Raw genomic sequence first — 12,583 nt, forward strand, 5'->3', positions numbered from 1 at the left:
GGTGAAGCTATGTTGAATCGTGAGCTCGAAGTCACCCTGAATCTCGCCTTCAAGGAGGCGAGGACGAAGCGTCATGAATTCATGACCGTTGAGCACCTCCTGCTGGCGCTGCTGGACAACGAAGCGGCCGCCACCGTGTTGAGAGCCTGCGGCGCCAACATCGATCGCCTGCGTCGCGATCTGTTGGAATTCATAGATTCCACCACCCCCCTGATTCCACAGCAGGATGACGAGCGCGAAACGCAACCGACGCTGGGCTTCCAGCGGGTCCTGCAGCGTGCGGTCTTCCATGTGCAGAGCTCGGGCAAGCGCGAAGTGACCGGGGCCAACGTCCTGGTCGCCATCTTCAGCGAACAGGAAAGTCAGGCGGTGTTCCTGCTCAAGCAGCAGAGCGTGGCGCGGATCGACGTGGTCAACTTCATTGCCCACGGCATCTCCAAGGTGCCCGGCGCCGCCCCCGAAGCCGAACAGGATCAGGACGCCGCCGAGGAGGAGGGTGCCGAACCCAGTTCCTCCAACAACCCGCTCGAAGCCTATGCCAGCAACCTCAACGAGCAGGCGCGGCAGGGCCGCATCGACCCGCTGGTCGGTCGCGAGCACGAAGTCGAGCGCGTTGCCCAGATCCTCGCCCGGCGTCGCAAGAACAACCCTCTGCTGGTGGGTGAGGCCGGGGTCGGCAAGACCGCCATCGCCGAAGGCCTGGCCAAGCGCATCGTCGACGGTCAGGTCCCCGACCTGCTGGCGGACAGCGTGGTCTACTCGCTGGACCTCGGTGCCCTGTTGGCCGGCACCAAGTACCGTGGCGACTTCGAAAAGCGATTCAAGGCGCTGCTGGCCGAGCTGAAGAAGCGGCCCCATGCCGTGCTCTTCATCGACGAGATTCACACCATCATCGGTGCCGGTGCGGCCTCGGGCGGGGTGATGGATGCCTCCAACCTGCTCAAGCCGCTGCTGTCCTCCGGCGAGATTCGCTGCATCGGCTCCACCACCTTCCAGGAATTCCGCGGCATCTTCGAAAAGGACCGGGCACTGGCTCGGCGCTTCCAGAAGGTCGATGTGGTCGAGCCCTCGGTGGACGACACCTACGGCATCCTGCGTGGCCTCAAGGGGCGCTTCGAGCAGCATCACCACATCGAGTACACCGATGAGGCGCTGCGTGCGGCAGCCGAGCTGGCCGCTCGCTACATCAACGACCGCCACATGCCCGACAAGGCCATCGACGTCATCGACGAAGCCGGCGCCTATCAGCGCCTGCAACCCGAGGATCGTCGCGCCGAGCGCATCGACGTGCAGCAGGTCGAAGACATCGTCGCCAAGATCGCGCGGATTCCCCCCAAGACCGTCAACAGTTCCGACAAGGAGCTGCTGCGTAACCTGGAGCGTGACCTCAAGCTGACCGTGTTCGGTCAGGACCTGGCCATCGAATCCCTGTCCACCGCCATCAAGCTGTCCCGTGCCGGTCTGAAATCGCCGGACAAGCCGGTCGGCTCCTTCCTCTTCGCCGGTCCCACCGGCGTGGGCAAGACCGAGGTGGCGCGGCAGCTGGCCAAGGCCATGGGTGTGGAGTTGGTGCGCTTCGACATGTCCGAGTACATGGAACGGCACACCGTGTCCCGGCTGATCGGTGCACCTCCCGGCTATGTCGGTTTCGACCAGGGTGGTCTGCTGACCGAGGCCATCACCAAGACGCCGCACTGCGTGCTCCTGCTCGACGAGATCGAGAAGGCCCACCCCGAGGTGTTCAACCTGCTCCTGCAGGTCATGGACCATGGCACCCTGACGGACAACAACGGTCGCAAGGCCGACTTCCGTAACGTGATCCTGATCCTGACTACCAACGCCGGTGCCGAAACCGCATCCCGTGCCTCCATAGGCTTCACGCTGCAGGATCACACCACGGATGCCATGGAAGTCATCAAGAAGAGCTTCACGCCGGAGTTCCGCAACCGTCTGGACACCATCATCCAGTTCGGCCGCCTGAGCACCGAAGTCATCAAGAGCATCGTCGACAAGTTCCTCACCGAACTCCAGGCGCAACTCGAAGACAAGCGTGTGCAGCTCGAGGTCAGCGATTCGGCCCGTGGCTGGCTGGCAGAGCGTGGCTATGACGTGCAGATGGGTGCTCGTCCCATGGCGCGCCTCATCCAGGACAAGATCAAGCGGCCGCTGGCCGAGCAGATCCTGTTTGGCGATCTGGCCGACCATGGCGGTATCGTGCACATCGACGCGGTGAACGACGAACTGGAGTTCGAGTTCGAGACCACGGCCGAACCTGCCTGAGGGCAGGTCGCGGTTTACAATCGCTCATGAAAAAGCCCGGCATCGCCGGGCTTTTTCATGAAAGGATTGGCTTAACGCGCGCGGTAGGTGATCCGGCCCTTGCTCAGATCGTAAGGCGTCAGCTCCACGCGAACCTTGTCACCCGTCAGGATGCGGATGTAGTTCTTACGCATCTTTCCGGAGATGTGCGCGGTGACGACGTGCCCATTTTCCAACTCCACGCGAAACATGGTGTTGGGCAGGGTGTCGACGACAGTACCTTCCATTTCGAAGCTGTCTTCTTTCGACATATATAGAAAAGCCCTCGGTGACAAGATAGGCCCAGAGCAGTCCGGGCGAAAAAGGCCCATATTCTGACAGAAATTCAGAAAAAGCGCTATTTCGTCAGGCCAGGGCGACCCAGCGCTGATTGACGAAGAGCTCGATGGGGCGATACTCGGTCTTATAGGACATCTTGCGACACCCTTTGATCCAGTAACCGAGATAAACCGCATCCAGGCCGAGGCGCCGGGATTCCGCGATCTGCCAGAGGATGCCGAAGACGCCGAGGCTGCGCTTCTCCTCGCTGGGATCGTAGAAGGTATAGACGGCCGACATGCCGTTGGGCAGGACATCGGTGACGGCGATCCCGATCAGGCGATCTTCCACACGCATCTCATAGAAGAAGGCGTAGGGCAGGTTGCTGACCAGGAAGGTGGAGAACTGGCCGCGACTCGGCGGAAACATGTCGCCGTCGGCGTGCCGCTCGCTGATGTAGCGGGCGTACAGCTGATAGCGTTCTTCGGTGAAGCCCGGGTCGCAACGGCTGACCTTGATGTCGAGGTTGCGCTTGAGGACGCGATTCTGCTTGCGGCTGGGGCGAAAGCGGGCGACGGGAATGCGGGCGGGGACACAGGCCTTGCAGAGCTGGCAGTGCGGGCGATAGAGGTGGTCGCCGCTGCGGCGGAAGCCCAGTTCGGACAACTCCGCGTAGATCTGACCGTTCATGGGCTGCGAGGGGTCGAGAAACAGCGTGGTCGCCTGCTCGTTGGGCAGGTAACTGCAAGCGTGAGGCTGGGTTGCGTAGAACTTGAGTCTCGCCAGCTCGGTCATGTCGAACCTCTACATAAGCCTAGCCTGAGTGTAAGTCACCCGCAGGAGGTAGGCCAGGCGGCCATGCTGGCCTGATCCAGGTATTTGGCCAGGTATTCGGCAAAGCGTTCCCGAGAGAGACTGCTCGCACCGAGACTCTGCAGATGTGCGGTTTGCATCTGGCAGTCGATCATCACGAAGCCCCAGGCCGCGAGGTCCCGGACCAGGGTCACGAAGCCGATCTTGGAGGCGTTGTCGACGTGGCTGAACATGGATTCGCCGAAGAACAGCTTGCCCATGGCGATGCCATAGAGGCCGCCGACGAGCTGGTCGCCGTCCCAGACCTCCACGGAGTGGGCCCAGCCCTGGGTGTGCAGTTGCTGGTACGCCTGACGCATCTCCGCGGTGATCCAGGTGCCGTCCGCATCGCGGCGCGGACCGGCGCAGGCCAGGATCACCCGCTCGAACGCCTGGTCGTAGGTGACCCGCAGCGGCGTCTTGCGCAGGGTCTTGGCCAGGCTGCGGGAAACGTGCAGATCCGGCGGAAAGAGCACCGTCCGCGGATCCGGCGACCACCAGAGCAGGGGCTGGCCGGCCTGGTACCAGGGGAAGCAGCCATGTCGATAGGCACTGATCAGGCGCGCCGCACTCAGGTCGCCGCCGATGGCCAGCAGGCCGTTGGGTTCGCGTAGCGCCTGCTGCAGCGGCGGAAAGTCAGGGCTTTCGCGGGTCAGCCATTTCACCATGGTAGGGGAGGGCGCCTTCTGATGGGTGGAGCCGAAGCTGTGCCGCTTGTGCGTAACAAGCTCAAGAAATCGTCATAACTCTTTGTCAGGACAACGAAAGAATGCTCCAATGTTGTGCCTGAAGGCGGTTCCGGTACGGCCGGCCGCTATCGTGCCATGTTTCGCCGCGGGACTGTAGAAGCAGGGCCCGGGCGATCTAGAATGGCGCACTGTTTTTGATTCACGGTCACACGTTCCGTGTGCGGGAAAAGCGCGCTTGAAGCAATCCAGTTCTGTCAGCCACGTCAACCAATGGCGTGAGCATCTGCATTATCGTCTCAAGGAGGTGGTGCTCATCGCACTGGCCGCCTTGTGCCTGTATCTGCTCATGGCTCTGCTGAGCTACGACCCCTCCGATCCGGGCTGGACCCACACCAGCCGCATCGATCAGGTCCATAACACCGCGGGCCGCGCCGGCGCCTGGCTGGCCGACGTGCTGTTCATGGCCCTCGGCTATTTCGCCTTCGTGTTTCCCGTACTGCTCGCCGTCAAGACCTGGCAGATCTTCCGCAAGCGGCATCTGCCCTGGGAATGGAGCGGCTGGCTGTTTTCCTGGCGGCTGACCGGCCTGGTGCTGCTGGTGATCTCGGGTTCGGTACTGGCCTACATCCATTTCCATGCGGCCTCGGCGCTGCCGGCGTCCGCCGGCGGCGCGCTGGGCGAGAGCCTCGGGCAGCTGTCGGTCGCCGCGCTCAATGTCCAAGGCAGCACGCTGCTGTTCCTTGCGCTGTTCCTGCTGGGGCTTACCGTCTTCACCGACTTGTCTTGGTTCAAGGTGATGGATTTCACCGGCAAGGTCGTGCTCGACCTGCTGGATCTGGTGCAGGGGGGCTTCAGCCGCCTGGCCGGCGGTCGTCGTCAGGCTCCGGAACTGGACGTCTTCGACGAACCGGTGTCGCCGCCGGTCGCCCGCAAGAGCAAGGCGCGCGACGTGCCGGTTCCGGTCGCCGACGAAGACCTCGACGACCTGCTCGACATCGCGCCCCCACCGCGGGTCGAGCGCGCCGCGCCGCGCATCGAGATGCCGGCGCCAAGTCGCTTCGTCGCCGAGCCGGCGGAGCCCGCGCCAGTGGCTGCTGCCCCCGTCGCGGCAGCTGCTAGCGTGGCCATGCCCAGCCCGCCGCCGCGCAAGGCTGCGCCGGCGCCAGCCCCTGCGCCTTATGCGCCGGCAGCCGCTGTTACCCGTGTCGATGCGGACCTGGAGGGCACCCTGCCGCCGCTGTCGATCCTGGATCGCGCCGAGAAGAAACAGCAGAGCTACTCGCCGGAATTCCTCGAAAACATGTCGCGCCTGCTGGAGGTCAAGCTCAAGGAGTTCGGCGTCGAGGTGCTGGTCGAGAGCGTCCATCCCGGCCCGGTGATCACCCGCTTCGAGATCCAGCCGGCGGCCGGGGTCAAGGTCAGTCGCATTTCCAACCTGGCCAAGGACCTGGCGCGTTCGCTCGCCGTGTTCAGCGTCCGGGTGGTGGAAGTCATTCCCGGCAAGACCACCGTGGGGATCGAGATTCCCAACGAGGATCGCCAGATGGTGCGCTTCTCCGAGGTGCTCGAATCGCCCGAGTACGCCGCGGCCAAGTCGCCCGTCACCCTGGCCCTGGGTCACGACATCGGCGGCAAGCCGGTCATCACCGACCTGGCCAAGATGCCGCACCTGCTGGTCGCCGGTACCACCGGCTCCGGTAAGTCGGTGGGCGTGAACGCCATGCTGCTGTCGATCCTGTTCAAGTCCAGCCCGGAAGACGCGCGGCTGATCATGATCGACCCCAAGATGCTGGAACTCTCGATCTACGAGGGCATTCCGCACCTGCTCTGTCCGGTGGTCACCGACATGAAGGAAGCCGCCAACGCCCTGCGCTGGAGCGTGGCGGAGATGGAGCGGCGCTACAAGCTGATGGCGGCCATGGGTGTGCGTAACCTGGCCGGCTTCAACCGCAAGGTGAAGGACGCCGAGGAAGCGGGCACGCCGCTGACCGATCCGCTCTATCGTCGCGAGAGCATGGACGACGAGGCGCCGCTGCTGAAGACCCTGCCGACCATCGTGGTGGTGGTGGACGAGTTCGCCGACATGATGATGATCGTCGGCAAGAAGGTCGAAGAGCTGATCGCGCGGATCGCGCAGAAGGCACGGGCCGCCGGTATCCACCTGATCCTGGCCACCCAGCGCCCCTCGGTGGACGTCATCACCGGTCTGATCAAGGCCAACATTCCCACGCGAATGGCCTTCCAGGTGTCGAGCAAGATCGACTCCCGGACCATTCTCGACCAGGGCGGCGCCGAACAGCTGCTCGGTCACGGCGACATGCTCTATCTGCCGCCGGGTACCGGCCTGCCGATTCGCGTCCATGGCGCCTTCGTGTCCGACGACGAGGTCCATCGCGTGGTCGAGGCCTGGAAGGAGCGCGGCGCCCCCGACTACATCGAAGACATCCTCAGCGGCCCGGACGAGAGCGGCGGGGCAGGCTTCGAGGGGGGTGGTGGCGAAGGCGGCGAGAGCGACGAGGACGATCCGCTCTACGACGAAGCCGTGCGCTTCGTCACCGAGAGTCGCCGGGCTTCCATCTCCGCGGTCCAGCGCAAGCTCAAGATCGGTTACAACCGGGCGGCACGCATGATCGAAACCATGGAAATGGCCGGTGTCGTATCGCCCATGAACACCAACGGCTCGCGTGAGGTCACAGCGCCTGCTCCGGTGAGAGACTGACATCCATGAGGACCTCGATGCACAAGCTGCGTTGCTTCGCCCTGGCCGCCCTGGCCGCCGTAAGCTTTTCCGCCCATGCCGACCAGGCGTCGGTGGGTCGCCTGTCGCAACTGCTGGACAAGGCCCAGACCCTGACCGCGCGCTTTTCGCAACTGACGCTGGATGGCTCGGGTACCCGCCTGCAGGAAACCGCCGGCAACATGAGCCTCAAGCGTCCCGGGCTGTTCCGCTGGCATTCCGATGCCCCCCAGGAGCAGCTGCTGGTGTCCGATGGCAAGCAGGTCTGGCTGTACGACCCGGACCTGGAGCAGGTCACCATTCGCAAGCTGGACCTGCGCCTGACCCAGACGCCGGCGCTGCTCCTGTCGGGCGACATCTCCAAGATCGAAAGCAGCTTCGACGTCACCAGCAAGGACGCCGGCAACGTCGTCGACTTCGTGCTCAAGCCCAAGACCAAGGACACCCTGTTCGACAGTCTGCGGCTGTCCTTCCGCAACGGCGTGATCAACGACATGCAGTTGATCGACGGTGCCGGTCAGAGAACCAACATCCTCTTCTTCAACGTCAAGCTCAACGAGCCGGTGGCCGCGTCCCAGTTCACCTTCCAGGTGCCCAAGGGAGCCGACGTCATCCAGGAGTGATCGCACCCCATGGATCTCTTCAGCACCGCACCCGTCGGGCAGCCCTTGGCTGCCCGCATGCGTCCCGAGACCCTCGATGAATACGCGGGTCAGCAGCACCTGCTGGCGCGGGGCAAGCCCCTGCGCGAGGCGCTGGAGCAGGGTGCGCTGCATTCGATGATCTTCTGGGGGCCGCCCGGGGTGGGCAAGACCACCCTGGCGCGGCTGCTGGCGCAGGTCTCCGATGCCCATTTCGAAACGCTGTCGGCGGTACTCTCCGGGGTCAAGGAGATCCGCCACGCGGTGGAGGTGGCCAAGCAGCAGGCTGCCCAGTATCGCCGCCGCACCATCCTCTTCGTCGACGAGGTGCATCGTTTCAACAAGTCGCAGCAGGACGCCTTTCTGCCCTATGTCGAGGACGGCACCCTGATCTTCATCGGGGCGACCACCGAGAATCCCTCCTTCGAGCTGAACAACGCGCTGCTCTCGCGGGCGCGGGTCTATGTGCTCAAGAGCCTGGACGACGAGGCCCTCGGCGGCCTGGCACGCCGCGCCCTGACCAGCGCCAAGGGTCTGGGCGAGCGCCAGCTGAGTCTGCCCGACGACGCCCTGGCGCTGCTGCTGGCCGCCGCCGATGGCGACGGTCGCCGGCTGCTCAACCTGCTGGAGAACGCCGCGGACCTGGCCGAGGACGGCGGTGTCCTGGATGCCGAGCTGTTCCAGAGTCTGCTGGGCGATCAGCGCAGGCGCTTCGACAAGGGTGGCGAGGCCTTCTACGACCAGATCTCCGCGCTGCACAAATCGGTGCGGGGCTCGAATCCCGATGGCGCGCTCTACTGGTTCGCGCGGATGATCGACGGTGGCTGCGATGCGCTGTACATCGCTCGGCGCGTGGTGCGCATGGCGAGCGAAGACATCGGCAACGCCGATCCGCGCGCCCTGAGCCTGTGCCTGGACGCCTGGGATGTACAGGAGCGCCTGGGCAGTCCGGAAGGCGAGCTGGCCATCGCCCAGGCGATCGTCTATCTGGCCTGCGCGCCCAAGAGCAATGCCGTCTACCTGGGCTACAAGGCCGCCCTGGCCGATGTGCGCCAGAACGGCTCGCGCGAGGTGCCGCTGCACCTGCGCAACGCACCGACCAAACTGATGAAGAATCTCGGCTACGGCGACGAATACCGCTATGCCCACGATGAGCCCGAGGCCTATGCCGCGGGCGAGGACTACTTTCCCGAAGAGCTCGAGCCGCGCCGCTACTATGAGCCGGTTCCCCGTGGGCTGGAGCTGAAGATCCGCGATAAACTGCAGCACCTGGCGGACCTCGACCGGTCCAGCCCGCGCCAGCGCCGGCGGCGTTCCTGACCCCCCGCCCGCGCCGTTGCCCCCATTCCTAAGCAAGAGAAACGGACATGCTTGATTCGAAACTGGTTCGCACCCAAACCGAGGAGGTGGCCGCGCGTCTGGCGACCCGTGGCTACGTCCTGGACGTCAGCCTGGTGGAGTCGCTGGAAGCTCGTCGCAAGGCCGTGCAGACCCGCACCGAGACCCTGCAGGCCGAGCGCAACGCCCGCTCCAAGGGGATCGGCCAGGCCAAGGCGCGCGGTGAAGACATCGCGCCGCTGCTGGCCGAGGTCGATCGCATGGGTAGCGAACTGGAAGAAGCCAAGCGCGAGCTGGATCTCGTCCAGGGCGAGCTGGATGCCCTTCTGCTGGGCCTGCCCAACCTGCCCGACGCCTCGGTGCCGGTCGGCAAGGACGAAGACGACAACGTCGAGGTCCGTCGCTGGGGCACGCCGCGTGAGTTCGACTTCGAGATCAAGGATCACGTCGCCTTGGGCGAGACCCACGGCTGGCTGGACTTCGAGACCGCCGCACGTTTCTCGGGCGCCCGCTTCGCCGTGATGCGTGGCCCCATCGCCCGTCTGCACCGCGCCCTGGCGCAGTTCATGCTCAACCTGCACACCGGCGAGCACGGCTACGAAGAGACCTATACGCCCTACCTGGTGCAGGCCGAAACCCTACAGGGCACCGGTCAGTTGCCCAAGTTCGAGGAAGACCTGTTCAAGATCGGCCGCGAAGGCGAGAGCGATCTCTACCTGATCCCCACCGCCGAGGTCACCCTGACCAACCTGGTCGCCGGCCAGATCCTCGACGCCAAGCGTCTGCCGCTCAAGTTCACCGCCCATACCCCCTGCTTCCGCAGCGAAGCCGGGGCCTCGGGGCGCGACACCCGCGGCATGATCCGTCAGCACCAGTTCGACAAGGTGGAGATGGTCCATATCGTCGAGCCGAGCACCTCCTTCCAGGCCCTGGAAGAGCTGACCGGCCACGCCGAAACCGTACTGCAGCGCCTGGAGCTACCCTACCGGGTGCTGTCGCTGTGCACCGGCGACATGGGCTTCGGCGCCACCAAGACCTACGACCTGGAAGTCTGGGTGCCGAGCCAGGGCAAGTATCGCGAGATCTCGTCCTGCTCCAACTGCGGTGACTTCCAGGCGCGCCGCATGCAGGCCCGCTATCGCAATGCCGAGGGCAAGCCCGAGCTGGTGCATACCCTCAACGGCTCCGGCCTGGCCGTGGGTCGTACCCTGGTCGCCGTGCTGGAGAACTATCAGCAGGCGGATGGCAGCATCCGCGTTCCCGACGTCCTCAAGCCCTACATGGGTGGCCTCGAGGTCATCGGCTGATGGACTACCTGCCGCTCTTCCACAAGCTCGACGGCCGTCCGGTACTGGTGATCGGCGGGGGCGATATCGCCCTGCGCAAGAGCGTGCTGCTGGCCGAAGCCGGCGCGCTCATCACCCTGGTGGCGCCGGAGATCGAGCCGGAGGTGCGCGCCTTCGTCGAGGCGCGGGGCGGCAGTTGCCGGGTCGAGCGCTATGCGGCGGACCATCTCGCCGGACATTGCCTGGTGATCGCGGCCACCGACGATGACGAGGTCAACGAGAGGGTGTCCCACGATGCCCAGGCCCTGGGCCTGCCGGTCAACGCGGTGGATGCGCCGAAGCTGTGCACCGTGATCTTCCCGGCCATCGTCGATCGTTCGCCCCTGGTGATCGCCATTTCCAGCGGCGGTGACGCCCCGGTGCTGGCGCGCCTGGTGCGGGCCAAGCTGGAGAGCTGGATCCCGGCGACCTACGGGCAGCTGGCGCAACTGGCCCAGCGCTTTCGCGCCCGGGTGAAGACGCGCTTCGCCGATCTGCAGGCGCGGCGGATCTTCTGGGAAGAGGTGTTCCAGGGCGAGGTCGCGGAAAAGGTCTTTTCCGGCCAGCCCCAGGCGGCCGAACAGCTGCTGGAAGCCAAGCTGACCAGCGAGACCGCCACCTTTCGCGGCGAGGTCTATCTGGTCGGCGCCGGTCCCGGCGATCCGGATCTGCTGACCTTCCGCGCCCTGCGGCTGATGCAGCAGGCCGACGTAGTGCTCTACGACCGCCTGGTGGCCCCAACCATCCTCGACATGTGCCGGCGCGATGCCGATCGCATCTATGTCGGCAAGCGTCGCGCCGAGCATGCGGTGCCGCAGGATGATCTCAATCGCCTGCTGGTCAAGCTGGCCCGGGAGGGCAAGCGGGTCCTGCGATTGAAGGGAGGCGATCCCTTCATCTTCGGTCGCGGGGGCGAGGAGATCGAGGAGCTGGCGGCCGAAGGCATTCCCTTCCAGGTGGTGCCGGGCATTACCGCGGCCAGTGGCTGTGCGGCCTATGCCGGCATTCCCCTGACCCACAGGGACCATGCCCAGTCGGTGCGCTTCGTCACCGGCCATCTCAAGGACGGCTCGGCCGATCTGCCCTGGACCGATCTCGTGGCGCCGGGGCAGACCCTGGTGTTCTACATGGGATTGGTGGGGCTACCAACGATTTGCGAACAACTCATCGCCCATGGGAAGGATCCGGCGACGCCGGCGGCGTTGGTGCAACAGGGCACCACGCTCAATCAGCGGGTGTTCACCGGTACCCTGCAGGATCTGCCGCAGCTGGTTGCCGAGCATGAAGTCCACGCGCCAACGCTGGTGATCGTCGGCGAAGTGGTGGCACTGCGCGAAAAGCTGGCCTGGTTCGAAGGCGCCCAGACGGCGGTCTGACACCTAGACCGCGCCCTGGATGCCGGCACTGCTCAGGGCCTCGCGGCCATGGGGCAGATCCAGCTCCAGGGCCGGCCCCTTGGGTACGATACCGGTCGGATTGATCTGCGCATGGCTGCCGTAGTAGTGGTGCTTGATGTGCTCGAAGTCCACGGTTTCGGCGATCCCCGGCCACTGATACAGCTCCCTCAGCCAGCCCTGTAGCGCCGGATAGTCCCGGATGCGCCGCAGGTTGCACTTGAAGTGGCCGTGGTAGACGGCGTCGAAGCGGATCAGGGTGGTGAACAGGCGCCAATCGGCTTCCGTCAGCCATTCGCTGGTGAGATAGCGCTGGGTCTGCAGCAGCTTTTCCAGGTCGTCGAGGGTGGCGAAGATCTCGTCGAAGGCCTCTTCGTAGGCCTCCTGGGTGGTAGCGAAGCCAGCCCGGTAGACGCCGTTGTTGACCGTCGGATAGATGCGCTCGTTGAGGGCGTCGATGCGCCCGCGCAGGGCCTCCGGGTAGAGGTCCAGGCGATTGCCGGTCAGCTCGTCGAAGGCGCCGTTGAACATGCGGATGATCTCGGCGGATTCGTTGCTGACGATGCGCTCCTCCTGGCGATCCCAGAGCACCGGCACCGTGACCCGGCCGGTGTAGTCGGCCTGGTCGCGCTGATAGAGCTGGTAGAGACGCTCGAGGTGATAGAGGTCGTCACCGCTGGAGCCCTTGGCCAGGTCGAAGGTCCAGCCTTCCTCGCGCATCAGCCAGCTGACCACCGAGACGCCGATCAGGTCCCTGAGGCCCTTGAGCTGGCGATAGATCAGGGTGCGGTGCGCCCAGGGACAGGCCAGGGACACATAGAGGTGGTAGCGCCCGGCTTCCGGGGCGTAGCGCGAGGCGCCTTGCGGAATGGCCTGCTCGGGGCGGGCGATCCAGTCCCGGCGCTGGGCTTCTTCCCGTTTGAAATGGCCATCCTTGCCATTGTCATACCAGCGGTCCTGCCACTGCCCATCGACCAACAAGCCCATATCGTCATCCTCCGCTGCGTTGCGGTTAGGAACCCGGGGAGCC

General features: G+C 65.0%; 10 protein-coding genes. 6 read left to right on the top strand and 4 right to left on the bottom strand.

Going from position 1 to position 12,583, the window contains the following annotated elements; translation table 11 throughout:
• The first annotated feature begins 9 nt into the window (after positions 1-9).
• Positions 10-2,280 carry an ATP-dependent Clp protease ATP-binding subunit ClpA gene (clpA, locus tag CFE50_RS17055; protein WP_241808989.1) on the top strand — a complete coding sequence of 757 codons (2,271 nt, stop codon included), beginning with the start codon at positions 10-12 and terminating at the stop codon, positions 2,278-2,280.
• A 71-nt stretch (positions 2,281-2,351) separates the two neighbouring features.
• Here the strand turns inward: clpA and infA are convergent, their stop codons facing one another.
• From infA to aat, 3 genes are all read right to left on the bottom strand, one after another.
• Entirely contained in the window at positions 2,352-2,570 is a 219-nt protein-coding gene (gene infA / locus CFE50_RS17060) for a translation initiation factor IF-1 (protein WP_002553999.1), read from the bottom strand.
• Between the two features lie 94 nt (positions 2,571-2,664).
• The gene (locus CFE50_RS17065; protein ID WP_007162300.1) at positions 2,665-3,372 is read right to left on the bottom strand and encodes an arginyltransferase; all 708 of its coding nucleotides are present in this window, start codon (positions 3,370-3,372) and stop codon (positions 2,665-2,667) included.
• A 35-nt stretch (positions 3,373-3,407) separates the two neighbouring features.
• A complete protein-coding gene (gene aat, locus CFE50_RS17070; protein ID WP_044342335.1) occupies positions 3,408-4,097 on the bottom strand; it encodes a leucyl/phenylalanyl-tRNA--protein transferase in 690 nt (229 codons plus the stop codon).
• Between the two features lie 256 nt (positions 4,098-4,353).
• On the opposite strand from aat, the gene CFE50_RS17075 reads away from it, so the two are divergent.
• From CFE50_RS17075 to cysG, 5 genes are read left to right on the top strand one after another with little or no spacing between them, the layout of a single operon-like run.
• Entirely contained in the window at positions 4,354-6,837 is a 2,484-nt protein-coding gene (locus tag CFE50_RS17075; protein WP_286736239.1) for a DNA translocase FtsK, read from the top strand.
• A gap of 17 nt (positions 6,838-6,854) precedes the next feature.
• Complete coding sequence (gene lolA, locus CFE50_RS17080; protein WP_007162303.1) at positions 6,855-7,478, top strand: outer membrane lipoprotein periplasmic chaperone LolA; 624 nt, start codon at positions 6,855-6,857, stop codon at positions 7,476-7,478.
• Between the two features lie 9 nt (positions 7,479-7,487).
• A complete protein-coding gene (locus CFE50_RS17085) occupies positions 7,488-8,816 on the top strand; it encodes a replication-associated recombination protein A (RefSeq protein WP_027601146.1) in 1,329 nt (442 codons plus the stop codon).
• A 47-nt stretch (positions 8,817-8,863) separates the two neighbouring features.
• Positions 8,864-10,141: a serine--tRNA ligase gene (gene serS / locus CFE50_RS17090; protein WP_027597797.1), complete on the top strand. Its 1,278-nt coding sequence runs from the start codon at positions 8,864-8,866 to the stop codon at positions 10,139-10,141.
• Positions 10,141-11,535, top strand: coding sequence for a siroheme synthase CysG (gene cysG, locus CFE50_RS17095; RefSeq protein WP_286736242.1), 1,395 nt, complete (start codon positions 10,141-10,143; stop codon positions 11,533-11,535). The genes serS and cysG overlap by 1 nt, the downstream gene beginning before the upstream one ends.
• A gap of 3 nt (positions 11,536-11,538) precedes the next feature.
• Here cysG and CFE50_RS17100 read toward each other — a convergent pair whose 3' ends face one another.
• Positions 11,539-12,540: a glutathione S-transferase family protein gene (locus tag CFE50_RS17100; RefSeq protein ID WP_286736244.1), complete on the bottom strand. Its 1,002-nt coding sequence runs from the start codon at positions 12,538-12,540 to the stop codon at positions 11,539-11,541.
• Positions 12,541-12,583: the final 43 nt, after the last annotated feature.

It is taken from the genome of Pseudomonas sp. PGPPP4 (assembly GCF_002256045.1).
GTDB classification, from domain to species: Bacteria; Pseudomonadota; Gammaproteobacteria; order Pseudomonadales; family Pseudomonadaceae; genus Chryseomonas; species Chryseomonas oryzihabitans.